The 26,252-nt window shown below is 71.0% G+C and carries 24 protein-coding genes and 3 tRNA genes; 10 read left to right on the forward strand and 17 right to left on the reverse strand.

Annotated features, from left to right (window positions below):
* The 3 genes from ABTY56_RS07685 to ABTY56_RS07695 all read right to left on the reverse strand — a co-directional run bounded on the left by ABTY56_RS07685 (position 1) and on the right by ABTY56_RS07695 (position 1,724).
* Positions 1-663 (reverse strand): aminodeoxychorismate/anthranilate synthase component II, encoded by a 663-nt coding sequence (locus ABTY56_RS07685; RefSeq protein WP_350627453.1) that lies wholly within the window; start codon positions 661-663, stop codon positions 1-3.
* A gap of 54 nt (positions 664-717) precedes the next feature.
* A complete protein-coding gene (locus ABTY56_RS07690) occupies positions 718-897 on the reverse strand; it encodes a hypothetical protein (protein ID WP_350627454.1) in 180 nt (59 codons plus the stop codon).
* A 68-nt stretch (positions 898-965) separates the two neighbouring features.
* Positions 966-1,724, reverse strand: a complete 759-nt coding sequence (locus tag ABTY56_RS07695; protein ID WP_350627499.1) for a DUF881 domain-containing protein — start codon at positions 1,722-1,724, stop codon at positions 966-968.
* Between the two features lie 176 nt (positions 1,725-1,900).
* On the opposite strand from ABTY56_RS07695, the gene crgA reads away from it, so the two are divergent.
* Positions 1,901-2,152, forward strand: a complete 252-nt coding sequence (gene crgA / locus ABTY56_RS07700; protein WP_350627455.1) for a cell division protein CrgA — start codon at positions 1,901-1,903, stop codon at positions 2,150-2,152.
* A 360-nt stretch (positions 2,153-2,512) separates the two neighbouring features.
* Here crgA and ABTY56_RS07705 read toward each other — a convergent pair whose 3' ends face one another.
* Complete coding sequence (locus tag ABTY56_RS07705; protein WP_350627456.1) at positions 2,513-3,406, reverse strand: rhomboid family intramembrane serine protease; 894 nt, start codon at positions 3,404-3,406, stop codon at positions 2,513-2,515.
* Positions 3,407-3,647: 241 nt separating this feature from the next.
* On the opposite strand from ABTY56_RS07705, the gene ABTY56_RS07710 reads away from it, so the two are divergent.
* The gene (locus ABTY56_RS07710) at positions 3,648-4,361 is read left to right on the forward strand and encodes a DUF5324 family protein (RefSeq protein ID WP_350627457.1); all 714 of its coding nucleotides are present in this window, start codon (positions 3,648-3,650) and stop codon (positions 4,359-4,361) included.
* Positions 4,362-4,450: 89 nt separating this feature from the next.
* On the opposite strand, the gene ABTY56_RS07715 is transcribed toward ABTY56_RS07710, so the two are convergent.
* The 13 genes from ABTY56_RS07715 to dnaA all read right to left on the reverse strand — a co-directional run bounded on the left by ABTY56_RS07715 (position 4,451) and on the right by dnaA (position 19,903).
* A tRNA-Ala gene (locus ABTY56_RS07715) sits at positions 4,451-4,523 on the reverse strand.
* Positions 4,524-4,691: 168 nt separating this feature from the next.
* On the reverse strand, positions 4,692-4,820 hold the full coding sequence (locus ABTY56_RS07720; protein WP_014137031.1) for a DLW-39 family protein: 129 nt from the start codon (positions 4,818-4,820) through the stop codon (positions 4,692-4,694).
* A gap of 386 nt (positions 4,821-5,206) precedes the next feature.
* A tRNA-Ile gene (locus ABTY56_RS07725) sits at positions 5,207-5,280 on the reverse strand.
* Positions 5,281-5,365: 85 nt separating this feature from the next.
* Positions 5,366-5,442, reverse strand: a tRNA-Ile gene (locus ABTY56_RS07730).
* Positions 5,443-5,458: 16 nt separating this feature from the next.
* Complete coding sequence (locus tag ABTY56_RS07735; protein WP_350627458.1) at positions 5,459-6,853, reverse strand: class I SAM-dependent methyltransferase; 1,395 nt, start codon at positions 6,851-6,853, stop codon at positions 5,459-5,461.
* Positions 6,854-7,113: 260 nt separating this feature from the next.
* Complete coding sequence (locus ABTY56_RS07740) at positions 7,114-7,875, reverse strand: DUF3566 domain-containing protein (protein ID WP_350627459.1); 762 nt, start codon at positions 7,873-7,875, stop codon at positions 7,114-7,116.
* A 101-nt stretch (positions 7,876-7,976) separates the two neighbouring features.
* A complete protein-coding gene (gyrA, locus tag ABTY56_RS07745) occupies positions 7,977-10,523 on the reverse strand; it encodes a DNA gyrase subunit A (RefSeq protein ID WP_502893052.1) in 2,547 nt (848 codons plus the stop codon).
* 131 nt (positions 10,524-10,654) lie between these two features.
* Positions 10,655-12,682: a DNA topoisomerase (ATP-hydrolyzing) subunit B gene (gyrB, locus tag ABTY56_RS07750; RefSeq protein WP_350627461.1), complete on the reverse strand. Its 2,028-nt coding sequence runs from the start codon at positions 12,680-12,682 to the stop codon at positions 10,655-10,657.
* Positions 12,683-12,995: 313 nt separating this feature from the next.
* A complete protein-coding gene (locus tag ABTY56_RS07755; RefSeq protein ID WP_502893046.1) occupies positions 12,996-13,565 on the reverse strand; it encodes a DciA family protein in 570 nt (189 codons plus the stop codon).
* A gap of 140 nt (positions 13,566-13,705) precedes the next feature.
* A complete protein-coding gene (gene recF / locus ABTY56_RS07760) occupies positions 13,706-14,839 on the reverse strand; it encodes a DNA replication/repair protein RecF (RefSeq protein ID WP_350627462.1) in 1,134 nt (377 codons plus the stop codon).
* Positions 14,840-14,912: 73 nt separating this feature from the next.
* On the reverse strand, positions 14,913-15,788 hold the full coding sequence (gene gnd, locus ABTY56_RS07765) for a phosphogluconate dehydrogenase (NAD(+)-dependent, decarboxylating) (RefSeq protein WP_350526571.1): 876 nt from the start codon (positions 15,786-15,788) through the stop codon (positions 14,913-14,915).
* Positions 15,789-15,981: 193 nt separating this feature from the next.
* Entirely contained in the window at positions 15,982-17,112 is a 1,131-nt protein-coding gene (gene dnaN, locus ABTY56_RS07770) for a DNA polymerase III subunit beta (RefSeq protein ID WP_350526572.1), read from the reverse strand.
* Positions 17,113-18,046: 934 nt separating this feature from the next.
* Positions 18,047-19,903 (reverse strand): chromosomal replication initiator protein DnaA, encoded by a 1,857-nt coding sequence (gene dnaA / locus ABTY56_RS07775; protein WP_350627463.1) that lies wholly within the window; start codon positions 19,901-19,903, stop codon positions 18,047-18,049.
* Between the two features lie 353 nt (positions 19,904-20,256).
* Here dnaA and rpmH point away from each other — a divergent pair, with 353 nt between their 5' ends.
* The 8 genes from rpmH to ABTY56_RS07815 all read left to right on the forward strand — a co-directional run bounded on the left by rpmH (position 20,257) and on the right by ABTY56_RS07815 (position 26,231).
* Positions 20,257-20,394 carry a 50S ribosomal protein L34 gene (gene rpmH, locus ABTY56_RS07780; protein WP_030059672.1) on the forward strand — a complete coding sequence of 46 codons (138 nt, stop codon included), beginning with the start codon at positions 20,257-20,259 and terminating at the stop codon, positions 20,392-20,394.
* 18 nt (positions 20,395-20,412) lie between these two features.
* Positions 20,413-20,841, forward strand: a complete 429-nt coding sequence (gene rnpA, locus ABTY56_RS07785) for a ribonuclease P protein component (protein WP_350526574.1) — start codon at positions 20,413-20,415, stop codon at positions 20,839-20,841.
* Positions 20,838-21,152 carry a membrane protein insertion efficiency factor YidD gene (gene yidD / locus ABTY56_RS07790; RefSeq protein WP_350526575.1) on the forward strand — a complete coding sequence of 105 codons (315 nt, stop codon included), beginning with the start codon at positions 20,838-20,840 and terminating at the stop codon, positions 21,150-21,152. The genes rnpA and yidD overlap by 4 nt, the downstream gene beginning before the upstream one ends.
* Positions 21,153-21,155: 3 nt before the next feature.
* A complete protein-coding gene (yidC, locus tag ABTY56_RS07795) occupies positions 21,156-22,313 on the forward strand; it encodes a membrane protein insertase YidC (RefSeq protein ID WP_350627464.1) in 1,158 nt (385 codons plus the stop codon).
* Between the two features lie 82 nt (positions 22,314-22,395).
* On the forward strand, positions 22,396-22,926 hold the full coding sequence (locus ABTY56_RS07800; RefSeq protein ID WP_350627465.1) for a Jag family protein: 531 nt from the start codon (positions 22,396-22,398) through the stop codon (positions 22,924-22,926).
* Positions 22,927-23,104: 178 nt separating this feature from the next.
* On the forward strand, positions 23,105-23,923 hold the full coding sequence (gene rsmG, locus ABTY56_RS07805) for a 16S rRNA (guanine(527)-N(7))-methyltransferase RsmG (RefSeq protein WP_350627466.1): 819 nt from the start codon (positions 23,105-23,107) through the stop codon (positions 23,921-23,923).
* A gap of 275 nt (positions 23,924-24,198) precedes the next feature.
* Positions 24,199-25,170 carry a ParA family protein gene (locus ABTY56_RS07810; RefSeq protein WP_502893047.1) on the forward strand — a complete coding sequence of 324 codons (972 nt, stop codon included), beginning with the start codon at positions 24,199-24,201 and terminating at the stop codon, positions 25,168-25,170.
* Positions 25,167-26,231 (forward strand): ParB/RepB/Spo0J family partition protein, encoded by a 1,065-nt coding sequence (locus ABTY56_RS07815; RefSeq protein ID WP_350627467.1) that lies wholly within the window; start codon positions 25,167-25,169, stop codon positions 26,229-26,231. The genes ABTY56_RS07810 and ABTY56_RS07815 overlap by 4 nt, the downstream gene beginning before the upstream one ends.
* Positions 26,232-26,252 lie beyond the last annotated feature (21 nt).

Below are 26,252 nucleotides of genomic sequence, written 5' to 3' on the forward strand. Positions count from 1 at the left end.
TCAGCCCCGGCCGATCACCGGGGCGAGCCCGGCCGACCGGTCCACGGCCTGCGGGAAGCCGCACTCCGCGAGCCAGTTGGCGAGCATCCGGTGCCCGCCCTCGGTGAGTACAGACTCGGGGTGGAACTGCACGCCCTCGACCGGCAGTTCACGGTGCCTCAGGCCCATGATCACACCGCTCTCGGTCCGCGCGGTGACCACCAACTCCTCCGGCACGGTGGACGGTTCGACCGCGAGCGAGTGGTAGCGGGTCGCGGTCAGCGGCGAGGGCAGGCCCTCGAACACCCCGCCGTCCTCGTGCTCGACCGGCGAGGTCTTGCCGTGCAGCAGCTCCGGCGCCCGGCCGACCACCGCACCGTACGCGACCGCGAGCGACTGCAGGCCCAGGCAGACCCCGAACACCGGCAGCCCGATCCGCGCGCAGTGGTGCACCATCTCGATGCAGACCCCGGCCTCCTCCGGCGCGCCGGGCCCGGGGGAGAGCAGCACCCCGTCGAAGCCCTCCTCGCCCGAGCGGCGGACGGCGTGCTCGACGCTGACCTCGTCGTTGCGCACCACCTCGCAGGTGGCGCCCAACTGGTACAGGTACTGCACCAGGTTGAAGACGAAGCTGTCGTAGTTGTCCACCACCAGGATGCGGGGCGGGTTCGACTGGGTGGTCATGCGCGCGTGGTCTCCGTGGGATGCGGTGCTGGATGGAAGTGCCGGGCCGCCGGCTCAGCCGGCCGCGGCGCCGGCGCCGCCGTCCACTGTGACGTCACCGAAGGGGAGCAACGGTTCCGCCCACGGGAAGACGTAGGTGAAGAGCAGGTAGACGATCCCCAGGACGAGGAGCAGCGAAATGACGGCCTTGACCAGGATGTTCCCCGGGAGGTGACGCCAGATGAAGCCGTACATGGTGCTCCCTCGTCGTAGCAGACTGGGTCAAGAGTAGACCCGCCTCCCACGGCCGCGAGGCCGGTCCGCTACTGCTGCCCGCCCGCCGACCGCAGCTCGGTGGTGCCGGAGTACCCCGGCAGGGTGAGGTCCCCGCTCTCCTGGACCTTCCAGCCCAGCCCGTACGCCTGGACGTACTGCAGGTAGTTGCGGATCGTCGGGTCCGCGTCGACGGCCGAGCGCAGCGCGTCGGTCCTCCCCACCGCCTTGACCACGTACGGCGGGGAGTAGACCCGGCCCTGGAGCAGCAGGGTGTTGCCGACGCAGCGGACGGCGCTGGTGGAGATCAGCCGCTGGTCCATCACCTGCACGCCCTCCGCGCCGCCCCGCCACAGCGCGTTGACCACCGCCTGGATGTCCTGCTGGTGGATGACCAGGTCGTTGACGCCGGGCTCGGGGACGCCGGGGATGCGCGCGGTGGCGTTCGGCGGGGCGTCGTTGAGGGTGACGGTCAGGCCGCCGCCCTGCAGCGGCTCCAGGGCGGCGCCGAGCCGCAGGCCGTCCAGCTGCGCCGCGTCGGCGGGGCTGTGGCCCTGCTGCTCGGTGAGGTCCTGGGCGCGGGCCTGGAGGTCGGCGAGCTGGGACTGCGCCTGCTGGTTCTGCGCGCTGCGCTGGCGGACCACGTCGCCGAGGCTCAGCAGCGAGTTGTCCGTCCGCAGGTCGGTGCCGCGGGCGGTCTGCGCGCTGATGTAGAAGAGCAGCCCGGCGAGCGCGAAGACGGCGCAGGTCAGGGCATGTCCGACAATTCGGGTACCGGAGCGGCGGGTACGGACCGCCTCAGGGGGAATCGACAAATTAGTCACCGTACCCTTATCTCCTCAAGACCCGCCGAGCCACTACGCTAACGGACGCCGGTGGCATGTGCGGAGCGGTCCTCAGAGCGTCCTCACTGCCGACCGCAGACACCCGACCCACCCGCTGCACCTCTGCGCGGTCTCACAGCGCATCGACAGGAGAACCCCTCGTGCCGAAGTCTCGACTCCGCAAGAAGTCCGACTACACCCCGCCGACGACGACGGCCACGGTGAAGATCAGCTCGGGCCGCGGCTGGGTCGCGCCGCTGATGCTGGCACTGTTCCTGATCGGCCTGGTGTGGATCGTCACCTACTACGTGACCAGCGGCAACTACCCGGTCGAGAGCTGGCGGAACTGGAACATCCTGGTGGGCTTCGGCTTCATCGCCGCGGGGTTCGGCGTCTCCACCCAGTGGAAGTGACGACCCGCTCGTCCTGAGGCCCGGAACCGGGCCGCTCCCCGCCGCTCCGGATCGCTCGTCCCGGGGCGGCGGTCAGGCGTGCCCCGACATCGACGGGAACCCGGTCGGTTATCCCCACCATCGGACTGTCGGGCTTATCCACATGGTTATCCACACTGGGGAAAAGTCCCCCCAGCCTGTGGATAACTTTCCTGCCCGGAGCCGTCCACAGCTGTGCACAACTTCCCGGAAACAGGAGAACCGCACAGCAGGACACGCGTAGAACAACAGTCCACAGCCGGGGCGGCGCACAGCCTGTGCACAACCCCGCACCCGCTGTGGACAAACGCCCGGGCAGTGGGACGCCGTGACGCCCGGCCCTCAGGCGCCGTAGAGGGACATCCCGATCAGCAGCATCGCCGCCTCCACGGCCAGGGCCCCCGCCACCGCCAGCCCCTGGAACGGCCCCCGGCGCTCGCGCGGGGCGTACATCAGGCCGGCCGCGGTCAGCGCGCCCAGCACCAGGCCGCCCAGGTGCGCCCGCCAGTCGATGCCCGGGCGCGAGAAGGTGACGACCAGGTTGAAGACCAGGAACGCCACCGCCGGGCCCAGCGGGCCCTTGTTGCGCAGCTGCAGCACGATCGTGGCGCCGATCAGCCCGAAGATCGCCCCGGAGGCCCCCACCGAGTTCATCCAGTCCCCGGCGACCAGGAAGGCGAAGGTGCTGCCGCCCAGGGCGGAGACGAGGTAGAGGGCCAGGAAGCGGAGCCGGCCGAGCGCCTCCTCCAGCGGCGGGCCGAGCCAGAGCAGCACCAGCATGTTCAGCCCGATGTGCCACCACTCCAGGTGCAGGAAGGTGGCGGTCAGCAGCCGGTACCACTGGTCCGGGCCGTCCGCGATGCCGGCCGGGCCGCCGAGGATGTCCCGGCCCGCGCTGAACAGCGACCAGGTCTGGCCCAGCCGCGGGGTGAGCACGTAGGCCGCCAGCAGCCAGACCACCACGTTGACCCCGACCAGCACCCGGGTGACCAGCCCGCCGTCGGCCGCGAGCGCCCCACCGAACCGGGTGGTCGCCCGCCGGTTCCCGGCGTGCCCCTGGCTGACGCACTCGGGGCACTGGAAGCCCACCGCGGCGGTCACCATGCACTCCGGGCAGATCGGCCGCTCGCAGCGGGTGCAGGAGACCCCGGTGGCCGTCCCTGGATGGCGGTAGCAGCCGGGCAGTCCGCCCTCCGGGGACGGATCGGCCGACGACCGCGGCTCGTCCGGGAGCATCAGCGGGTCCCCTTCCCGTACGCGACCTCCGAAACAGCCAGCCTACTGCCGCACCCCCGCCCCACGGCCCGCTCCCCCACATCCCGCCACCCTCGCGTGCCCCGCCACGCCCACCACCACCCCGACGCCCCGCACCACCCCGCGTACGGCCCATCCCGAGGTGCCGTCGGACAAATCTGCATGCATGATCAGCATTCAGGTGGATAGGTGCATAAAGGACGCCACCCAGGAGGAGAGACTCGTGAGCTTTTCGGACTCAGCCCGTGAGACGGCCACCAGGACCCGGGACACCGCCGCACAGTTCGCGGACGGCGCCAAGCAGCGCATCGGCCCCGCCTTGGACGCCGTCGGGCCGATGGCCGCCCAGGCCGCCCACAACCTCCGCGTCCAGTACGACAAGCACCTCGCCCCACAGTTCGGCCACGCCTTCGCCAGCCTGCCGCCGGAGGCCCAGCAGAACGCCCTGAAGGCCCTCCACCGGGCCCAGGAGGCCGCTCTGGCGGCCCGCCTCTCCGCCGCCCGCGCCGCGGACCAGGCCCGCACCACCGTCGGCCCCAGGGTGGCCCAGGCGGTCGGCGACGCCCGCGCCGTGGTCGTCCCGGTCGCCCAGGAGGCCCAGTACCGGGGCGCCGCCGCGCTGACCGCCCTGCAGGGCCACGTCAGCTCGGCCGAGATCAGCGAACTGGCCGCCCGGAACGCCCGGAAGGAACGGTGCCGCGGCTGGACCACCGGCCTCACCGTGGCCGGCCTGCTGGCGATCGGCAGCGGCCTGGTGGCCTGGCAGTGGTGGCGCCGACACAGCAACCCGGAGTGGCTGGTCGAGCCCCCGGCCACGCAGGAACCCCGGCCGGCCGGCGCGCACGCCGCCACCGCCCCGGTGAACGGCGCCGGCCCCGAGGGCGGGACCGCCGAGCCCGGCAAGCCCACCGACGACGGGGGCCCCGCGGCGGACTGACCGTGCGGAGGACGCGGAGAGGCCCGCGAACGCCGATCGGCCGCTGACCGGAATCCGGTCAGCGGCCGATCGGCTACTGCTGTGAACTGTGGAGCATAGGAGACTCGAACTCCTGACATCTGCCTTGCAAAGGCAGCGCTCTACCAACTGAGCTAATGCCCCTCGACGGCATCGCGCGTGCCGACGGGCACTAGCGTACCGGGTCCCGGCGCGTTTCCCAGCGCCGTCCCCCGAAGGGAACCGGCCGGTCCGGTCGGTCGACCGGGCCGGCCGGCCCGGGAGGCGCGGGTGGGCGCCCCCGAAGATCGTCGATCGTCAGATCGCCCGGGGTCAGCGACCGGCCGGAACCGGGTCGGTGGCCTCGGTCCACAGGTCCTGCTCGGCGCGGTCCGCCTGGACCTGACGGTAGACAAAGAAGCCGCCGAGGGCGACCAGGGCGACCAGGAGAAGCTTCTTCACCGCGGGACCTCGTCCTTCTTGCGTTGGTGGACTCAAGAGCCGGATCCGGCCGGACTGACCGGGCCGACGAGTCCAGATGTGTTTCGAGCGCAAACGGGCGGCCGGGTGCCAGACTGCCCTTGCGGCCGATGATACACACCGGTGTCCCAATCGTGACCAGCCACCGGTGCGGCCAACCCGGCGGTCCGGTCCGAGGATTGACGCAGCACCTCCTGCCGGGTGCTCCACCCGCGCACGGCCGGCCCCGGAATCCCAGGCCGGGCCCGGTCCGCCGGGCCTTCCGACCGGAGCACCACGACCACCGCGCCGGGCGGACGGTTCCCGGGATCCGCAGCCCGGGAACGTCGAAGGCCCCGGAGTGGATCACTCCGGGGCCTTCGGGGAGGTGGGCCTAACAGGACTTGAACCTGTGGCCTCTTCCTTATCAGGGAAGCGCTCTAACCGTCTGAGCTATAGGCCCTCGCCGAACAGAGAGCGTACCCGAATCCGCCCGATCCGCGAAAACGTCGAAGGCCCCGGAGTGGATCACTCCGGGGCCTTCGCGGTGGTGGGCCTAACAGGACTTGAACCTGTGGCCTCTTCCTTATCAGGGAAGCGCTCTAACCGTCTGAGCTATAGGCCCTCGCCGCACTGAAAGATTAGCGGACCGACGGCCGATCTCCCAAATCCGGGCCGGCCGGACCTGCGGCGGGGACGCCGACGGCCGGCTGCGGCGTACCGGCGGCGGGGCGCAGCAGCCACTCCTCGCGGGTCGGCGGGAGGCCCGCCGCGCCCTCCTCGGTGCTGCGGACGGCGAGGACCTGGTTGATCCCGATCCGGTTCTGCTCGAAGGCGAGCGCGGAGGCCGCCATGTACAGCCGCCAGACCCGGGCGCGGCCACGGCCGACCAGCCGGACCGCCTCCGTCCAGTGCGCTTCGAGGTTGGCCACCCACTCGCGCAGGGTCAGCCCGTAGTGCTCGCGCAGCGACTCGACGTCGCGGACCTCGAAGCCGGCCTCCTCCAGCCGGGCCACGGTGGAACCGACGGGGGAGAGCTCGCCGTCGGGGAAGACGTAGCGGTCGATGAAGGGACTGGCGTGGTACCGCTCACCGGGGTGGTTCGGGCGGCGGGCGATCTGGTGGTTGAGCAGCCGGCCGCCGGGGGCCAGCAGGCGGTACAGGCCCTCGGCGTAGACCCGGTACTGCTCGGAGCCGACGTGCTCGGCCATCCCGACGCTGGAGATCGCGTCGAACGGCCCGTCGGCGGTCTCCCGGTAGTCCTGGAGCCGGATCTCGACCCGGGCGGCCAGGCCGGCCTCCTCGACCCGTGTGCGGGCCAGCGCGACCTGTTCCGCGGAGATGGAGACGCCCACCGCGGTGACGCCGTACCGCCGGGCCGCGTGCAGCAGCAGCGACCCCCAGCCGCAGCCGACGTCCAGCAGCCGCATCCCGGGCCGCAGGCCGAGCTTGCGGCAGATCAGGTCGAGTTTGGCCTCCTGGGCCGCCTCCAGGCTCTTCGCCCCCGGCGTCCAGTAGGCGCACGAGTAGACCATCGACGGGCCCAGCACGAGGCCGTAGAAGTCGTTCCCGACGTCGTAGTGGTGGCTGATGGCCGCGCGGTCCCGGCTGCGGCTGTGCAGCCGCCCCGCGGCCTTCCTGACCTCTTCCCGGGGCGGCGCGGGCTCGGGGCCGAGCGCCCCGGCCCGCAGGGCGGCCGCGAGGACGCGGCGGCCCTTGGCGCCGAGGACGTCGCCGGGCCCGAGGTCGAGGGTGCGGATCTCCGGCCGCTCGGCGAACCGGCCGACCACCGAGAGCACGTCGTAGAGGTCGCTGCCGGGGCCGACCTCCAGGTCCCCCGCGACGTAGGACCGGGCCAGCCCCAGCTCGCCCGGCTGCCAGAGCAGGCGACGCAGTGCCCGGCGGTTGCGCAGGACCACGGTGGGCGCTCCCGGCGGCCCGGCGACGCTGCCGTCCCAGGCCTGCACCCGCAGCGGTACCGGAACCCCCAGCAGCCCGTCCAGGGCCTCGACCAGTTGACCTGCGAGCTTCGCCACCGCGCGCCTCCGTCCAGTCGTCCTGCTGAACCTCACCTGGCCCGGTCGGGCGGACCGGGGGCGGCCTGCGGCACTCCCAGGCGCGGAACGGGCGGCACCCAGCTAATCCCACGGCGGCCGACCGGCTTCCGGACGGCACGCCGCGGGGAGCCGGCTGTCACCCGAATGCCGACGGGCCCCACCGACCTGAACAGTCGGTGGGGCCCGTACATTCCGTCCGTGGACGGGGAGCTGAGCGCGGGTCAGGATCCGGCCCGGGGTCAGTCCTCCTCGGCCAGGGTCAGCTCGACGCCGCCGGTGAAGCCGGCCGCCGCGTTGTAGATGAACGCGGACAGGGTGGACAGCGCGGTCAGCAGGACGACGTCGACCACGGCGATCAGCGTGGTGAAGGTCATCACCTTGCCGAAGCCGACGTAGTCCATCAGGTTCACGCCGCCGCTGCTGTCGGAGCCGGTGACGTCCTTGAGGGTCTTGCTCAGCGAGTCGAAGACGCCGAGCGAGTCCAGCGTCATCCACAGCACCGCCGAGGCCACGATGATGATGATGCCGACGGCCAGCGACAGCAGGAAGCTGACCTTCATCACCGACCACGGGTCGACCTTGGTCACCCGCAGCCGGGCCTTGCGGGTCCGGCCGAGGCCCGGTCCGGCGGCCGCGGCCGCGGGCGCCCCGGCGGGGCGGCGCGCCGCCCCGGGGACGGGGGTGCCGCCGGCCGGGGTGTTGCCGGAGGTCCGGGTGCCCCGGGCCGGGGTCGGCTGCCCCTTGGCGTACGTGGTCGGCTGGGAGAAGCCCCCCGAGCCGGGCGCCGGGCTCCCCGACGCCGGGGGTGTCTGGCCGCCGACCGGCGGCATCAGCGAGGTGGACGCGGTCGAGTGCTCGGTCGGCGGCTGCGGCACACCGTACGAACCCCCGCCCTGCGCGCCCGGACGGCCGCCGGAGGTCCCTCCCGCAGCACCCGTGGCTCCACTCACCTGGTCCTCCCGCACTTCCACCAGGACGGCGCGGCCGCCCTGCTTCGTCACTCGTCATCCAGCGCCCGGCGGGATTGCCCGGAACTGGTCGGCGTCCGGTGTCGCCGCGCCCTCTGTGTATGGACGCGGCGACACCGGTCTGCGGTTTCGGGTCAGGCCTCGACGTCTCCGCCGACCGCCGTCTCCGCACCCTCGGCCGTCTCGGTGGCCTCGGTGGACTCGGTGCCAGCGACCTCGTCCTCCACCGTGTCCTCGTCCTCGGCCTCCGCGTTGCGGGCCATGCCCACAACAGCATCGCGCTTTCCGAGGTTGATCAGTTGGACGCCCATCGTGTCACGTCCGGTTTCACGAACCTCGGAAACCCTCGTACGGATCACCCCACCCGAGAGGGTGATCGCCATGATCTCGTCGGTCTCGTCGACCACGAGTGCGCCGACGAGCGAACCCCGGCCCTCGACGATCTTCGCCGCCTTGGTGCCGTAGCCGCCGCGTCCCTGGACACGGTACTCGTCCACACCGGTGCGCTTGGCGTACCCGCCGTCGGTGGCGGTGAAGACGTAGGTGCCCGCACGGACGACGTTCATCGAGAGCAGCTCGTCGTCCTCCCGGAAGGCCATGCCCTTGACGCCGGAGGTGGCGCGGCCGGTGGGCCGCAGGGCGTCGTCGGTCGCGGTGAAGCGGATCGACTGGGCCTTCTTGGAGACCAGCAGCAGGTCGTCCTCGGAGGAGACCAGCTCGGCGCCGATCAGCTCGTCGTCCCGGCCCTCCTCGTCCTGGCGCAGGTTGATCGCGATCAGGCCGCCGGAGCGCGGGGAGTCGTAGTCCTTCAGCGGGGACTTCTTCACCAGGCCGGCCCGGGTGGCGAGGACCAGGTACGGCTTGTCCTCGTAGGTCCGGACGGCCATCACCTGGGCGATGTGCTCCTCCGGCTGGAACGCCAGCAGGTTGGCGACGTGCTGGCCTCGGGCGTCGCGACCGGCGTCGGGCAGCTCGTAGCCCTTGGCGCGGTAGACCCGGCCCTTGTTCGTGAAGAACAGGATCCAGTTGTGGGTCGTCGTCACGAAGAAGTGGTCGACGATGTCGTCCTGCTTCAGCTGGGCACCGCGCACGCCCTTGCCGCCGCGCTTCTGCGAGCGGTAGAGGTCGGAGCGGGTCCGCTTGACGTAGCCGCCACGGGTGATCGTGACGACGATGTCCTCCTCGGCGATGAGGTCCTCGATGGAGAGGTCGCCGTCGGAGGGGATGAGCATGGAGCGCCGGTCGTCGCCGTACTTCTCGACGATCGCGGTGAGTTCCTCGGAGATGATCTCCCGCTGGCGGGTCGGCGAGGCCAGGATCGCGTTGTACTCGTCGATCTTGCGCTGCAGCTCGTCGTGCTCGTCGGTGATCCGCTGGCGCTCCAGGGCGGCCAGGCGGCGCAGCTGCATCTCCAGGATGGCGTTGGCCTGGAGCTCGTCGATGTCGAGCAGGCTCATCAGGCCGGTGCGGGCGGCGTCGGCGCTCGCCGAGGCCCGGATCAGCGCGATGACCTCGTCGATCGCGTCCAGGGCCTTGAGCAGGGCACGCAGGATGTGGGCGCGCTCCTCGGCCTTGCGCAGCCGGAACCGGGTGCGCCGGACGATGACCTCGACCTGGTGGTTGACCCAGTGCCGGATGAAGGCGTCCAGCGACAGGGTCCGCGGCACGCCGTCGACCAGGGCCAGCATGTTGGCACCGAAGTTGGTCTGCAGCTCGGTGTGCTTGTACAGGTTGTTCAGCACGACCTTGGCGACCGCGTCGCGCTTGAGCACGACCACCAGGCGGGTGCCGGTGCGGGACGAGGACTCGTCGCGGACGTCCGCGATGCCGGCGATCTTGCCGTCCTTGACCAGGTCGGCGATCTTCAGCGCGAGGTTGTCCGGGTTGACCTGGTACGGCAGCTCGGTGATCACCAGGCACTGGCGGCCCTGGATCTCCTCGACCTCGACCACGGCGCGCATGGTGACCGAGCCGCGGCCGGTGCGGTAGTAGTCGTCGATGCCGCGGCGGCCGACGATCAGCGCGCCGGTGGGGAAGTCGGGGCCCTTGATCCGCTCGATCAGGGCCTCCAGCAGCTCCTCGTTGGAGGACTCCGGGTTCTCCAGGTACCAGAGCGCGCCGGAGGCGACCTCGCGGAGGTTGTGCGGCGGGATGTTGGTGGCCATGCCGACCGCGATGCCGGTGGCACCGTTGACCAGCAGGTTGGGGAAGCGCGCGGGCAGGACGGTCGGCTCCTGCGAGCGGCCGTCGTAGTTGGGCGCGAAGTCGACGGTCTCCTCGTCGATGTCGCGCATCATCTCCATGGCCAGCGGCATCATCTTGCACTCGGTGTAGCGCATGGCCGCGGCCGGGTCGTTGCCCGGGGAGCCGAAGTTGCCGTTGCCGTCCACCAGCGGCATCCGCATCGACCACGGCTGGGCCAGGCGGACCACGGTGTCGTAGATCGAGGTGTCACCGTGCGGGTGGTAGTTGCCCATCACGTCGCCGACGACGCGGGCGCACTTGTAGTAGCCCTTCTCGGGGCGGTACCCGCCGTCGTACATCGCGTAGAGCACGCGGCGGTGCACCGGCTTGAGGCCGTCGCGGACCTCGGGCAGCGCACGGCTGACGATCACGCTCATCGCGTAGTCGAGGTACGAGCGCTGCATCTCGGTTTCGAGCTCGACCGGCTCGATCCGCATGGTCACCTGGGCGGTGGCCTCGGCGGCCTCGGGGGTCTCGGGCTGTTCGCCTTCGGGACGGTTGTCGTCGACCACTGGTGGTCAGTTTCCTTTCACGCGGACTGGTACGTGCGGGGCCTGGGGTGCAGGCGTCACACGTCCAGGAAGCGGACGTCCTTGGCGTTGCGCTGGATGAAGGAGCGGCGGGCCTCGACGTCCTCGCCCATCAACACGGAGAACAGCTCGTCGGCGCGGGCGGCGTCCTCCAGGGTGACCTGGAGCAGCAGCCGGTGCTCGGCGTCCATGGTGGTGACCCGGAGCTCCTCGGCGTTCATCTCGCCGAGACCCTTGAAGCGCTGGATCGCGTCGTCCTTGGGGAGCCGGCGCCCGGCCTCCACCCCGGCGGCGATCAGCGCGTCGCGCTCGCGGTCCGAGTAGGCGTACTCGAAGTCGTCCTTGCCCCACTTGATCTTGTACAGCGGCGGCATGGCGAGGTAGACGTACCCGGACTCGACCAGCGGCCGCATGAAGCGGAACAGCAGGGTCAGCAGCAGGGTGCGGATGTGCTGACCGTCGACGTCGGCGTCGGCCATCAGCACGATCTTGTGGTACCGCAGCTTGGACTCGTCGTAGTCCTCCTGGATGCCGCAGCCGAAGGCCGAGATCAGCGCCTGGACCTCGGTGTTCTGCAGCACCTTGTCGATCCGGGCCTTCTCGACGTTCAGGATCTTGCCGCGGATCGGCAAGATGGCCTGGGTGCGCGGGTCGCGGCCCTGCTTGGCCGAGCCGCCGGCGGAGTCACCCTCGACGATGAAGATCTCGCACTCGGACGGGTCCTTGGACTGGCAGTCCGAGAGCTTGCCCGGCAGCGAGGCGGACTCCAGCAGGCCCTTGCGACGGGTCAGGTCGCGGGCCTTGCGGGCGGCGACGCGCGCGGTGGCGGCCTGGATGGACTTGCGGATGATGTCCGCGGCCTCGTTGGGGTTGCGGTCCAGCCAGTCGTTGAGCTGCTCGTGGACGACCTTCTGGACGAAGGTCTTGGCCTCGGTGTTGCCGAGCTTGTCCTTGGTCTGGCCCTCGAACTGCGGCTCGCCGAGCTTGACCGAGATGATCGCGGTCAGACCCTCGCGGATGTCCTCGCCGGAGAGGTTGTCGTCCTTCTCGCGGAGCAGCTTCTTGTCCCGCGCGTAGCGGTTGACCAGGCCGGTCAGCGCGGCGCGGAAGCCCTCCTCGTGGGTACCGCCGCCGTGCGTGTGGATGGTGTTGGCGAAGCTGTAGACACCCTCGGTGTAGGAGGAGTTCCACTGCATCGCGATCTCCACCGAGATCGCCTTGTCCTTGTCCTCCGCCTCGAAGTCGATCACCGAGGGGTGGATGGGCTCGCCCTTGCGGGAGTTCAGGTGCGCGACGAAGTCGGCGATGCCGCCGTCGTACTTGTAGGTGACGGTGAGCGGCTTGCCCTCCTCGTCCACGTGCTCCGGGCGCTCGTCGGTCAGCGAGATCGACAGGCCCTTGTTGAGGAAGGCCATCTCCTGGAAGCGCCGGGAGAGCGTCTCGAAGGAGTAGACGGTGGTCTCGAAGATGTCGCCGTCGGCCCAGAAGGTGACGCTGGTACCGGTGCGGTCGGCCTCCTCGGCGGCCAGCTCGGTGCTCGCCAGGGCGGCGGTCGGGGCGCCCATCTTGTAGTCCTGGGTCCAGCGGCGGCCGTCCCGGAGGATCTCGACGGAGAGCCGGGTGGACAGCGCGTTCACCACGGAGACGCCGACGCCGTGCAGACCGCCGGAGACCGCGTAGCCGCCGCCGCCGAACTTGCCGCCTGCGTGCAGGACGGTGAGGACGACCTCGACGGCCGGCTTCTCCTGACCGGGGACGATGTCCACCGGGATGCCCCGGCCGTTGTCGACGCAGCGCACCGCGCCGTCGGGCAGGATCGTGACGTCGATGTGGGTGGCGTACCCGGCCATCGCCTCGTCGACGGAGTTGTCCACGACCTCCTGCACCAGGTGGTGCAGGCCGCGCTCGCCGGTGGAACCGATGTACATGCCGGGGCGCTTGCGGACGGCGTCGAGGCCTTCCAGCACCTGGATGTTGCTACCGGTGTAGGAAGCCTGGTCGGACTGGTCTGGGGTCTGGCTGGGGTTGCCGGAATCGGCCACGAAGCGCCCTCTCTGGCACAGCACGGGCCGCATTCCCGCCCCGTGCGGGCGAGCGTGCGACCACGGCGTTTCGACTCGGTTGCCACTAGCAACAGTGTTTGGCTCTCAGTCTACCGGTACGACTGACAGAGATGGGCGTTTGGCAGCCCTTGAAGGCAGATACGCCGCCCTGAATCCCCTCTGCACATGTCCCGATACTCGCCCGGGGGCCCCAGAGCGCCTGGGAGGGCTGTCAGGGGTTCCGGAAGATCGCCATCCGATCGGCACCGGGCGGGCGCCGGGCCGGCACCGCGTCGGCACTCGGGCCGACACCGGTCCGGCACCGGTCCGACACCGGTCAGCCCCAGGTGTCGCCCGGCCCCTTGCTCCCCGGAGCGCGCAGCCGGCCGTAGCCGCGGGCGGGCGCCGCCGGGCCCAGCACCTTGATGGTCTTGACCGTGCCGTGGCCCAGCTCGTGGTTCAGACGGGCCACCAACTGCCGCGCCAGCCATCGCAGTTGGGTGGCCCAGGCGGTGGAGTCGCACTGCACGGTGAGCACCGCGGCGGCCTCGTCGTAGGAGGAGGGGTGGCAGTGCGCGGCGATGTCCGGGCCGACGATCTGCGGCCAACGGCCCATCACCCCGCCGACGGCGGCCGAGGACTCCCAGCCGCGCTCGGTCAGCAGCCGGTTCAGCGCCGCGCCCAGCGGGACCGGGTCGCGGCCGTCCGAGCGGGCGCCGCTGCGAAGGCCGTGCCGCTTCGCCTCGCGCTTCTCCCGGACCTGCTCACCGCGCTGGCGGGCCTGGGCACGGGCCGCCCGCAGCGCGGAGCGGGCCAGGTCGGCACCGGTCGGCTCGGGGGTGCCGGGCTTGGGGGTGCCGGGCTTGGGGGTGCCGGGCTTGGGGGAGTGCTCCGCCGACTCGCTCACGGCGATCTCCTTTCCCCAGCCTGTGGACAACGGTCGCGGTCGCGCGCCCGTCGAGCCGTCCAGCCTACGGGAGTACTCGGACGCCGTGGATCGCGGCGGGGTCGGGGGAACGCGACGGGGGTCGTGGAACGGGTGCGCGGTCAGGCGTCGACGCGGCGCACGGCGCCGTCGGAGACCGCGAACCGGGCGCCGGCCAGCGCCTTCGGAACGTCCTCGGCGACCGCAGCGGTCACCAGCACCTGCTCGCCGTCGGCCACCAGCTCGGCCAGCCGGTCCCGGCGGGCGGCGTCCAGCTCGGCGAACACGTCGTCCAGGATCAGCACCGGCTCACCGCCGTCGGCGCGCAGCAGCTCGTACGAGGCCAGCCGCAGCGCCAGCGCGTACGACCAGGACTCGCCGTGGCTGGCGTAGCCCTTGGCGGGCATCGGGCCGAGCTTGAGCACCAGCTCGTCGCGGTGTGGGCCGACCAGGGTGAGGCCGCGTTCGACCTCCTGCTTGCGGACCGCCTGCAGCGCCTGCAGCAGCTGCTCCTCGGCCTGCTCGCGGCTGGTCGGCAGCTCGCCCTCGAAGGAGCTGCGGTACTCCAGGGTGGTCTCGCCGCCGCCGGGGGCCAGCTGCCCGTAGGCGGCCGTCACCAGCGGCTGCAGGGCGGCCACCAGCTGGATCCGGAAGGCCGTCAACTCGGCCCCGGCGCGGGCCAGGTGGCCGTCCCAGACCTCCAGGGTGGACAGGTCCGCGCCCTTGCCGCCGCCCGCCCGGCGGGCCATCGCGGCGGTCTTCAGCAGGGCGTTGCGCTGCTTGAGCACCCGCTCGTAGTCCTGCCGCACGCCGGCCAGCCGGGGCGCGCGGGCGGTCAGCAGCTCGTCCAGGAAACGTCGGCGCTCACCCGGGTCGCCCTTGACCAGGCTGAGGTCCTCGGGGGCGAACAGCACGGTGCGCAGCAGACCCAGCACGTCGCGCGGGCGGACGTTGTCGGAGCGGTTGATCCGGGCGCGGTTGGCCTTGCCCGGGGTGAGCTCCAGTTCGACCAGCGTCGAGCGGCCGCGGTCCACCACCGAGGTGCGGATCACCGCCCGCTCGGTGCCCAGCCGGATCAGCGGGGCGTCGGTGGCGACCCGGTGGCTGCCCAGGGTGGCGACGTAGCCGATCGCCTCGACCAGGTTGGTCTTGCCCTGGCCGTTGGGCCCCACGAAGGCCGTCACGCCCGGGTCGAGGGGAACCTCGGCCCGGGCGTACGACCGGAAGTCGGCGAGCGACAGATGCGCGACGTGCATGGCTGTGGACTGCGCTCGCCTTCTGTGGATGAACCGGGGCCGGGCCCCGGTGGGGACCGGGCCCCGGGGAGAACTACTTCGACTCGACCGCGTGGCCGCCGAACTGGTTGCGCAGCGCGGCGATCATCTTCATCTGCGGCGAGTCGTCCTGGCGGGACGCGAAACGGGCGAACAGCGAGGCGGTGATCGCCGGCAGCGGCACGGCGTGGTCGATCGCGGCCTCGACGGTCCAGCGGCCCTCGCCGGAGTCGGCGGCCCAACCGCGCAGCTTGGCCAGGTGCTCGTCCTCGTCCAGGGCGCGGACGGCCAGGTCCAGCAGCCAGGAGCGAATGACGGTGCCCTCCTGCCAGCTGCGGAAGACCTCGCGCACGTCGGTGACCTCGGGGGCGGCCTCCAGCAGCTCCCAGCCCTCGGCGAAGGCCTGCATCATCGCGTACTCGATGCCGTTGTGGACCATCTTGGCGAAGTGGCCGGCACCCACCGCGCCCGCGTGCACCGAACCGAAGTCGCCCTCGGGCTTGAGCGCGTCGAAGACCGGCTGGACCCGCGCGACGTGCTCGGCGTCGCCGCCGTACATCAGCGCGTAGCCGTTCTCCAGGCCCCAGACGCCGCCGGAGACGCCGCAGTCGACGAAGCCGATGCCCTTGGCGGCCAGCGCCTCGGCGTGCTTGACGTCGTCGGTCCAGCGGGAGTTGCCGCCGTCGACGACCACGTCACCGGGGGAGAGCAGCTCGGCGAGCTCGTCGACGGTCGCCTGGGTGGCGGCGCCGGCCGGGACCATCACCCAGACCACGCGCGGGCCCTGCAGCTTGGTGACGAGTTCCTGCAGGCTCTCGACGTCGGAGATGTCCGGATTGCGGTCGTAGCCGATGACGGTGTGGCCGGCGCGGCGGATCCGCTCGCGCATGTTGCCGCCCATCTTGCCGAGACCGATGAGGCCGAGCTCCATGACCAAGTCCTTACCTGTGGTGACGTGCCTGCCGGCGGCGCCGTTGCCGCACTCCCTGAGCCTACGCGCTGAACCACCGGGGCCCGTCTGCGGTCGGGCCCGACCGGGGGAGACGTCCACAGGCTGTGCACAGCGGGTGTGCACAGCCTGTGGACGGTCACGCGGAAGCGGAGCGGATCAACGGTTCAGCGGATCAACCGGAGAGGCGGACCGGCATGATCAGGTACTGGTACGCCTTGTCCTCCTCGGCGTCCACCGAGACCTTGCCGCTGAGCAGCGCGGGCTTGGTCGGGGTGGTGAAGCTCAGCTGGGCGTAGGCGGAGTCGATGGCCTTGAGGCCCTCCTCCAGGTAGCCCGGGTTGAAGGCGATCGAGATGGCGTCGCCCTCCAGGGAGGCCTCGATCCGCTCGGTGGCCTGGGCGTCGTCGCCCGAGCCGGCCTCCAGCGTCAGCACGCCCTCCTCGAAGTTGAGGCGGACCGGGGTGTTGCGCTCAGCGACCAGCGAGACGCGCTTGAGCGCCTCCAGGAAGGGCTGGGTCTGGATCGCGGCGATCGCGTTGAACTCGGTCGGGAAGAGGCTGCGGAACTTGGGGAACTCGCCCTCCAGCAGCCGGGTCGTGGTCCGGCGACCGGCGCCCTCGAAGCCGATCAGGCCCTCGCCCGCACCGCCCGAGGAGAGCGCGATGGAGACGTTGTCGCCGCTGCCCAGGGACTTGGCGATGTCCTGCAGGGTCTTGGCCGGCACCAGGGCGACCGCGGAGATGTCCGACTGCTCGGGCTTCCACAGCAGCTCGCGGACCGCGAAGCGGTAGCGGTCGGTGGCGGCCAGGGTGATCCGGTCGCCCTCGATCTCGACCCGGACACCGGTGAGCACCGGCAGGGTGTCGTCCCGGCCGGCGGCGACCGCGGCCTGGCTGACGGCCGAGGCGAAGACGTCCCCGGAGACGGTGCCGGTGGCGGTCGGCATCTGGGGCAGGGCCGGGTACTCGTCCACCGGGAGGGTGGGCAGGGTGAACCGGGAGCTGCCGCACACCACGCTGACCCGCTGGCCGTCGGTGGAGATCTCCACCGGCCTGTTGGGAAGGTTGCGGGAGATGTCGTTCAGCAGTCGACCGGAGACCAGGACGGTGCCGGCCTCCTCGACGTCCGCCTCCAGCTCGACCCGGGCCGAGACCTCGTAGTCGAAGCCGGACAGCGCCAGGCTGCCCTCCTGTGCCGTCAGCAGCAGGCCGGCCAGCACCGGCACCGGCGGCCGTGCCGGGAGGCTGCGGGCAGCCCAGGCCACCGCCTCCGCGAGGACGTCACGCTCCACCCGGAACTTCACCGGTAACCGCCTCCTGGATCGAGCGCTCCCGCTCGCACTCTGGTTCGTCTGATCTTGATCGTCGGTTGGGCTGTCCGCCGAGCTCTGCTCAACTCCGCTTCCAGTCGCAAGGACAGTCTGACGTACTCCGCCGACAGACGGGGCAGACGGGCGGAAGCAAGCCGAACAAGTGTCGGGGCGCGGTTGTCCACAGATTTCGGGCCCACCCACTTTGAAAGCAAGTCCACGGTCTAACTGTGTAGTGGTAGTAGTAGGGCCTGTGGAAACCGTGGATAACCCCGTTTCCGCAGGTCAGGGCCCGAATTTTGTCCACAGCGCATGTGGACGGCGGCTGTGGACGGGCAGGCCGCGCTGTGGACAGCCGAGCGTTACCCACAGGGCACGCAGGGTATCCACAGGTTATCCCCAGGGCTATCCCCAGATCCGGGCCCGGTTATCCACGGGCGCCGGTCAACTTTGCGTGACGCCTTTCACACCAGGGTATGAACGCCAGCCCACGGTTGTCGAACTGTGGACGCCGCTGTGGACAACCTGGGGATAACCTGCCCGCGCCTGGGGACAACCGGTGGACAACCCGGACGGCCCACTGGCTGGCCGTCAATTGTCCACACCCTGTGGATAACCGTTGTGCACAAGTCCACAGGCACCTGACCTGCGCGGAAGAGCGTAGCGGCGACGGGCCTGTGGACGAATTCTGGATAACTCCGGGCTCCCCGGCCTGTGGACGGCGGGGAAGGCGCTCGTCCTGTGGACAACGGCCTTGCGCGCCCCGGGTTTTCGAATCACCGGTCAGTTGTTCGACGCGGACTGTGGACTGGCACCCCGTCCGTCCACCGCGTTCATGCCCGGTCGGCGCCGGCCGCACACCTGTGGATGCGCGAAAAGGGCGTCAGGATCGCTCCTGACGCCCTCGGGCCGCGGTGTGCGGCGGTGGCTAGCTCTTGATGCGGTTGGTGAGTTCGGTGACCTGGTTGTAGATCGAGCGGCGCTCGGCCATCAGCGAGCGGATCTTGCGGTCGGCGTGCATCACGGTGGTGTGGTCCCGGCCGCCGAACTGCGCGCCGATCTTCGGCAGCGACAGGTCGGTGAGCTCCCGGCACAGGTACATCGCGATCTGGCGGGCCGTCACCAGGACGCGGCTGCGGGAGGATCCGCAGAGGTCGTCCACGCCCAGGCCGAAGTACGCGGCGGTCTGCTGCATGATGACCTGCGCGGTGATCTCCGGACCGGCGTCCTCGTCCCCGCCGGGGATCAGGTCCTTGAGGACGATCCCGGCCAACTCCATGTCCACCGGCGCCCGGTTGAGGTTGGCGAAGGCGGTGACCCGGATCAGGGCGCCCTCCAACTCCCGGATGTTGCGGGTGATCCGGGACGCGATGAACTCCAACACGTCGGCGGGAGCGTTGAGTTGCTCCTGGATCGCCTTCTTGCGCAGGATCGCGATCCGGGTCTCCAGCTCCGGCGGGGTGACGTCGGTGATCAGACCCCACTCGAAGCGGTTGCGCAGCCGGTCCTCCAGCGTGGTCAGCAGCTTGGGCGGCCGGTCCGAGGAGAGGACGATCTGCTTGTTCGCGTTGTGGAGGGTGTTGAAGGTGTGGAAGAACTCCTCCTGCGTGGACTCCTTGCTCGCGAGGAACTGGACGTCGTCCACGAGCAGGATGTCCATGTCCCGGTAGCGGCGGCGGAAGGTGTCCGCCTTGCCGTCCCGGATCGAGTTGATGAACTCGTTGGTGAACTCCTCGGAGGACACGTAGCGCACCCGGGTGCCCGGGAAGAGGCTGCGCGAGTAGTGCCCGATGGCGTGCAGCAGGTGGGTCTTGCCCAGCCCGGACTCGCCGTAGATGAAGAGCGGGTTGTACGCCTTGGCCGGGGCCTCGGCGACCGCCACCGCCGCCGCGTGCGCGAAGCGGTTGCTGGCGCCGATGACGAAGGTGTCGAACAGGTACTTGGGGTTCAGCCGGGCGGCCGGTTCGTCCTTGCGGGAGCCGCCGGCCGGGGGCGCGCCGGGCGGGGCGGGCACGCCGGGGACGGCGGAGCGCTCGCCGGGCCGCTCCGGGGCCGCCTTCTCGGCCGGGCGACCGCCGGTGGGGCGGGAACCGGCGGCGCGGCGGCCTGCGCCACCGCGGGGCTGCTCGTTCGGGCCGGGGCCGTAGGCGCCGCCGAAGAGGTCGCCCTGGGTGGTCGCGGATGCGCCCGGCAGGGGCCGCGGCGCCGGACGGGGCGCGGGCTCCTCGTGCTCGTAGGAGACGGGCGGCTGGTCCTGGTAGCCCGGCCAGCCCTGCGGGCCGGCGGAGGGGCCGCCGTACGGGGCCGGGCGCTGCTCGTAGCCGCCGGTGTCGTAGCGGGGGCGCTCGTAGTCCTGCTCGTACGGCTGGTCCTGCTCGTACCGCTGCCGCTGCTCGTAGGGCTGGTCCTGCTCGTACGGCTGCTGGTAGTCCTGGCCGCCGTAGCCGCCGGTGTCCTCGGCCGGACCGGGGTAGGGCTCGGCGGGGGCCTGGGGGGCGGGCGCAGGGGTGGTCGGCACGGCGTTGGCATCGACCATGACGGCGATCCGGACCGGGCGGCTGAGCTCACGGCTGAGGGCCTCGGTCAGCTGCGGCAGCAGCCGGCCCTCCAGCACCTGCTTGGCCCGCTCGTTCGGGGTCGCCAGCAGGGCGGTGTCGTGCATCATCCACATCGGCTGGGTGCGCTGCACCCACTGCTTGTCCATCTCTCCGACATCGGGGTCGCTGACCAGCCGCTCGACGACCCTGGCCCAGACCGGGACGAGGTCGCTGTTGACATCAGCCACTGGTGCACGCTTTCCAAGAACAAACCAGACAAGTTCTGCAACGGTAGTCAGCGAACAGGGCGGGATCAAGTCGTTGTCCACAGGCTGTGGGTAAAGCGGGTCGGGGAGGCTGGTTTGACCCTCGCACCCCGTCCCGCGTACCGTAACCAGGTCGAGTTGTCGATGGCCGCTGCCGCATGTCCGCGGGTCCACCCGCTCCATAAGGCGCGCAGCACGGGCGCCGTGGATTGCCCAAGACCCCAGCCGAACTGGGGCGATGGGCCGGATTTCCGAAATCAGGGGAGATCACGCGGACGCACGGTGACGGCCAAGCGACTTCTCGTCATCCTACGATTCACCTCAGGAGCCCCCGAGTGAGCAAGCGCACCTTCCAGCCGAACAACCGTCGCCGCGCGAAGACCCACGGCTTCCGGCTGCGTATGCGTACCCGCGCCGGCCGCGCCATTCTGGCTGCCCGCCGTGGCAAGGGCCGCGCCAGCCTGTCCGCCTGATCCGCGCCAGAGTCTGTTGTGCTGCCCTCCGAGAATCGGCTGCGGCGGCGCCAGGACTTCGCGACCGCGGTGAAACGCGGTCGCCGGGCCGGCCGGCCCCTTCTGGTCGTCCATCTCAGCAGAGAGGGTGACCCCCAGGGGCAGACCGACCGGACCAGCGACTCCCGCCCGCACGTCGCCGAGGGGACTCCTTCGGCGCGTGCGGGTTTCGTCGTGAGCAAGGCCGTTGGTCCGGCGGTCGTCCGCAATCTGGTGAAGCGCAGGTTGCGCCATCTCGTGCGTGATCGCCTGTCCAGGCTGCCCGCCGGTAGCCTGATAGTGGTGCGTGCGCTGCCCCAGGCCGCGTCCGCCTCGTACCAGGATCTCGAACGGGACCTGGACGCGGCGCTGAAGCGGTTGCTGAGGGCCGAGCCCGCCGCCACGGCGCCGACGGGAGCAGGGCGATGAAGTACCTGCTGATGGGTCTGATCAGGGTCTACCAGTGGACGATCAGCCCACTGCTGGGTCCGGTATGCCGTTACTACCCCTCCTGCTCGCACTACGGCTACGAGGCCGTGAAGGTACACGGGGCGGTCAAGGGCGGCGGACTGACCGTGTGGCGCATCCTGCGCTGCAATCCATGGACGCCCGGCGGGGTCGATCACGTCCCGCCGCGCAAGCATCCGGTGTGGCACCGCCGGCTGCGTGATCTTCTGAGCCCCCAGAGCGGGACCGCCGAGCCGGAGCCGGTGGCGAAGCCCGATGCCCAAGGAGTCTGACCGGTGACCTTCGGTTTTCTGAGTCCCCTCTACACAGCAGTGTCCTGGATCATCGTCCAGTTCCACTCGCTGTACAGCCACATCTTCGACCCGGACGGTGGCTGGGCGTGGGGTCTGTCCATCGCCTCGATGGTGGTCGTCATCCGGATCTGCCTGATCCCGCTCTTCGTGAAGCAGATCAAGGCGACCCGGGCCATGCAGGCGATCCAGCCGAAGATGAAGGCCATCCAGGAGCGCTACAAGAACGACCGCCAGCGCCAGTCCGAAGAGATGATGAAGCTGTACAAGGAGGCGGGTACCAACCCGTTCTCCAGCTGCCTTCCCATCATCGTGCAGGCGCCGTTCTTCACCGCCCTCTACGGCGTGCTGGCCAAGGTCGCCAAGGGTCAGGACATCGGCGTCATCCACGGTGACCTGCTGGTGAGCGCCGGCAAGGCGCACATCTTCGGCGCCCCGCTCTCCGCGACCTTCCTCGGCAGCAGCGAGACCAGCGTCAAGATCGTCACCGCCGTGATGATCATTCTGATGTCGCTGTCGCAGTTCGTCACCCAGCGACAGCTGATGACCAAGAACGTCGACCTCACGGTCAAGACGCCGTTCATGCAGCAGCAGAAGATGCTGATGTACGTCTTCCCGGTGATGTTCGCCGTGATGGGCATCAACTTCCCCGTCGGTGTCCTGGTCTACTGGCTGACCACCAACGTCTGGTCGATGGGCCAGCAGCTGATCGTCATCCACAACAACCCGACCCCGGGCAGCAAGGCTTTCCAGGAGCGCCAGGCGCGGCTGAAGAAGGCCGGCCGGCTGCGTCCGGACGGCACGGAGATCAAGGGCGCGCTCTGGGGCATCCTGCCCCCGTCCAAGGAGGCCCTCAGCGCCGCGTCGAGTGCGTCCGCGGTGGTCGAGGAGTCGGTGCAGGCGCGCCGCCAGCAGCCCCGTCGGCAGACCAAGTCGCAGCGCCAGCACGGCGCCGCCGGTCACCAGACGGCCGAGCTGAGCAAGGACACCCCGGCCGAGGAGCCCGTCGAGGCCGTCCCGGCCGAGTCGGAGACCAAGTCGACGGCTCCCGAGCAGACCGCGGCCAAGCCGACCGGCACCAAGCAGGGCACCCGGCAGCAGCCGAAGCGCGGTGGCGGCCAGCGGCCGAAGAAGAAGTCCTGACTGGCCCCGGGCCTGTCGTGACAGCCGCGAAGAGCTTCGTTCCCGGCCCGCCAGACGGGCCCATCTCCGAAGGAGTCCATCAGTGACGGAAGGCACCACCTCCGCCATCGAGGCCGAGGCCGCCGCCAGCGCCGACGAGAACCTCATCACCCGCCTGGAGCAGGAGGGGGACATCGCGGCGGACTACCTGGAGGGTCTGCTCGACATCGCGGACCTCGACGGTGACATCGACATGGACGTCGAGGGCGACCGCGCCCTGGTCTCCATCGTCAGCGACGGCAACGACCGCGCGCTGCAGCGCCTGGTCGGCCAGGACGGCGAGGTGCTGGAGGCGCTGCAGGAGCTGACCCGGTTGGCTGTCCACCGGGAGACCGGCGAGCGCAGCCGCCTCATGCTGGACATTGCCGGCTTCCGGGCCCGCAAGCGTGCGGAGCTGGCCACGCTCGGTGCCGAGGCGGCCGAGCAGGCGAAGAGCAGCGGCGAGCAGGTCAAGCTGCGTCCGATGACGCCGTTCGAGCGCAAGGTCGTCCACGACGCGGTCGCCGCGGCCGGTCTGCGCAGCGAGTCCGAGGGCGAAGAGCCGCAGCGGTGCGTGGTCGTGCTGCCGGCCTGAGGCCGGCGGATCGATGACCGGCCGCGGTGGCGGCCGGAGAGCTTCACCGGACGCGACCCCGTCCGCCTCGTGCGGGCGGGGTCGTCGTCCCTTCCGCGGGCAGCGGCCCGGCGGGAGACGTTTCACGTGAAACAGTGCGTTGAGCGGGTCGGTGGATCCGGGGATCGGAGAGGTCGAGATGGACACGGAGAACGCGGCTGCCGGCCGGCCGGGGGCGGACGTGGATCCGGCCGCCGAGGGGCGGGCCGCCGAGGTGGTGGCACCGCCGGAGGCACCGGCCGTCGCCCGGGAGGTCTTCGGCGACCGGTTCGACGCCGCCGTCCGGTACACCGAGCTGCTGGCGACCGCAGGTGTCCAGCGCGGGCTGATCGGTCCGCGTGAGGTGCCCCGGCTCTGGGACCGCCACGTCCTCAACTGCGCGGTGCTGGCCGAGCTGCTGCCCGGCGGCACCACCCTGTGCGACGTCGGCTCCGGCGCCGGCCTGCCCGGCATCCCGGTGGCGCTGGCCCGGCCGGACGTCTCGGTGACGCTGCTGGAGCCGCTGCTGCGCCGGACCACCTTCCTGGAGGAGGTCGTCCGGGAGCTGGGACTGGAGAACGTCACGGTGCTGCGAGGCCGCGCCGAGGAGATGGTCGGCAAGCTCGCGGTGGACGTGGTGACCGCCCGGGCGGTGGCGCCGATGGAGCGGCTGGCCGGCTGGGGCCTGCCGCTGCTGCGCCCGCACGGTCAGATGCTGGCGCTCAAGGGGGACAGCGCGGAGCAGGAGCTGGCCGATTCGCGCGCCGGGCTGGCCAAGCTGGGCGCGGTCGAGTGGAGCGTGATCTCGGTCGGCGCCGGCACCCTGGAGACCTCCACCCGGGTGGTCCAGGTCAAGGCGGGGGAGAGCCCCGGCGGGGTGAAGGCCGCGACCCGGCGGGCCAAGGCGGCCCGGGCGGGCCGCAACGCGAGCGCCCGCAACGGCGAGCGCGGCCGGGGCGGGCGGCGTCGCACCCGCTGAGCCGGGAGGCGTCGGACACGTACGGAGACGGGCGGACGGGCCTCCTGGACGGGAGGCGCGTCCGCCCGTCGTCGTCCGGGTGACCAGCGGGACGACCTTCCGGCCTTCGGCCGGGAGGTGGGGTGCTTCAGGACACCGGAGTGTCGCACCATCAGATTTCCGGCAAACCGGGCATGGTGTTTCACGTGAAACGTCGCTCCTTGCTCTCGGGCATCCTCCGCCGTGACCGGGCGGCGACTGTTGCCGCTCCGGTTTCACGTGAAACACTGACCCCCATGCAGGACTCGGAGACCATCGACCAGATCGATGACACGCCCATCGCGCGGGCTGCCCAGGCTGCGGTTCAGGCGATCGGCCGAGCGGGTGAGGGGCTTCCCCGGCCCGCCGCGACCCGGGTGATCGTGGTCGCGAACCAGAAGGGTGGGGTGGGCAAGACCACCACCACCGTGAACATGGCCGCCTCGCTGGCCATGCACGGACTGCGCGTCCTGGTCGTCGACCTCGACCCGCAGGGCAACGCCTCGACGGCGCTGGGCATCGACCACCACGCCGAGGTGCCGTCCATCTACGACGTCCTGGTGGAGGGCAAGCCCCTGGCCGACGTGGTGCAGCCGGTGCACGACGTCGAGGGGCTGTTCTGCGTCCCCGCCACCATCGACCTGGCCGGCGCCGAGATCGAGCTGGTCTCCCTGGTGGCCCGGGAGAGCCGGCTCCAGCGCGCCATCGCGGCGTACGAGCAGCCGTTGGACTACATCCTGATCGACTGTCCGCCCTCGCTGGGCCTGCTGACGGTCAACGCCCTGGTCGCCGGCCAGGAGGTGCTGATCCCGATCCAGTGCGAGTACTACGCGCTGGAGGGCCTCGGCCAGCTGCTGCGGAACGTCGAGCTGGTGCGCGCGCACCTCAACCCGGCGCTGCACGTGTCGACCATCCTGCTCACCATGTACGACGCCCGGACCCGGCTGGCCGCCCAGGTCGCCGAGGAGGTCCGGACCCACTTCCAGCAAGAGGTGTTGAGCACGGCGATCCCGCGCTCGGTACGCATCTCGGAGGCGCCCAGCTACGGGCAGACGGTGCTCACCTACGACCCGGGTTCGACCGGGGCGCTCTCCTACCTGGAGGCCGCCCGCGAGCTCGCGATGCGTGCGGTGGGCCAGGGCGGCTCGCTGGTGGGCCAGCAGCGGGACGGCCAGCAGGGGCACGACGCCCCGGTGGCACAGCACGGCACGACGGAGGGTCATCAGTGAGTGGTCGCAGGGGTCTGGGTCGAGGGCTGGAGGCGCTGATCCGCCCTGCCGTGCCGGTGGACGGCGGGGCGGCGACGCCTGCGACAGCCACGCCCGCACCGGCCCCGGTGGTGGCGACCGGTGCGACGGCGTCGGCCCCGGTGCTGCCGGGTGGTCGCGGCACGGTGGCGGCCCGGGCGGCCGCGGAGAAGCAGGCCGAACAGGCGCAGCCGGCGGGTGCCTACTTCGCCGAGCTGCCGCTGGACGCGATCACCCGCAACCCGTGCCAGCCGCGCAAGGTCTTCGACGACGACAAGCTGGCCGAGCTGGTCACCTCCATCAAGGAGGTCGGTCTGCTGCAGCCGATCGTGGTGCGCCAGGCCGGCGTCGACAGCTTCGAGCTGATCATGGGCGAGCGTCGCTGGCGGGCCTCCCGGGAGGCCGGGCTGGATCGGATCCCGGCGATCGTCCGGGCCACCGAGGACGACAAGCTGCTGCTGGACGCCCTCCTGGAGAACCTGCACCGGGCCGAGCTGAACCCGCTGGAGGAGGCCGCCGCCTACGACCAGCTGCTGCGGGACTTCTCCTGCACCCACGAGGAGCTGGCCGACCGGATCGGCCGGTCCCGCGCGCACGTCTCCAACACCCTGCGGCTGATGAAGCTCCCGTCGTCCGTCCAGTCCCGACTGGTGGCCGGAACGCTGATGGCCGGGCACGCGCGGGCGCTGCTCGGCGTGCCGGACGCCGAGCAGCAGGAGCGGCTGGCCGCGCGGATCATCGCCGAGGGCCTCACCGTGCGCAACGTCGAGGAGATCGTCCTGCTGATGCGCTCGGAGGACGAGGAGGCGAAGCCCAAGCGCCAGACGCCCAAGGCGGGCAAGCTGCTCTCCCCGGCCTTCAATGACCTGGCGAGCCGGCTGTCGGACCGTTTCGACACCCGGGTCAAGGTCGAGGTCTCGCAGCGCGGGGGCAAGCTGGGCAAGGGCAAGGTGGTGCTGGAGTTCGGTTCGGTGGAGGACCTCAACCGGATCCTGGACAGCATGGCCCCCGGCGAGGACGGTCTGCGGCTGTCGCAGGGCTGAGCCGGGATCCGGGGCCGAGGG

This window comes from Kitasatospora sp. NPDC097691 (genome assembly GCF_040302665.1).
Lineage (GTDB): Bacteria > Actinomycetota > Actinomycetes > Streptomycetales > Streptomycetaceae > Kitasatospora.

What these genes read in the sequence shown, in the direction of transcription:
- ABTY56_RS07685 (WP_350627453.1), bottom strand. Translation starts at nt 663, where the DNA reads ATGACCACCCAGTCGAACCCGCCCCGCATCCTGGTGGTGGACAACTAC.
- rsmG (WP_350627466.1), top strand. Translation starts at nt 23,105, where the DNA reads ATGGACACGGAGAACGCGGCTGCCGGCCGGCCGGGGGCGGACGTGGAT.
- gyrA (WP_502893052.1), bottom strand. Translation starts at nt 10,523, where the DNA reads ATGCGGATCGAGCCGGTCGAGCTCGAAACCGAGATGCAGCGCTCGTAC.
- yidD (WP_350526575.1), top strand. Translation starts at nt 20,838, where the DNA reads ATGAAGTACCTGCTGATGGGTCTGATCAGGGTCTACCAGTGGACGATC.
- gnd (WP_350526571.1), bottom strand. Translation starts at nt 15,788, where the DNA reads ATGGAGCTCGGCCTCATCGGTCTCGGCAAGATGGGCGGCAACATGCGC.
- ABTY56_RS07810 (WP_502893047.1), top strand. Translation starts at nt 24,199, where the DNA reads ATGCAGGACTCGGAGACCATCGACCAGATCGATGACACGCCCATCGCG.
- ABTY56_RS07690 (WP_350627454.1), bottom strand. Translation starts at nt 897, where the DNA reads ATGTACGGCTTCATCTGGCGTCACCTCCCGGGGAACATCCTGGTCAAG.
- ABTY56_RS07705 (WP_350627456.1), bottom strand. Translation starts at nt 3,406, where the DNA reads ATGCTCCCGGACGAGCCGCGGTCGTCGGCCGATCCGTCCCCGGAGGGC.
- recF (WP_350627462.1), bottom strand. Translation starts at nt 14,839, where the DNA reads ATGCACGTCGCGCATCTGTCGCTCGCCGACTTCCGGTCGTACGCCCGG.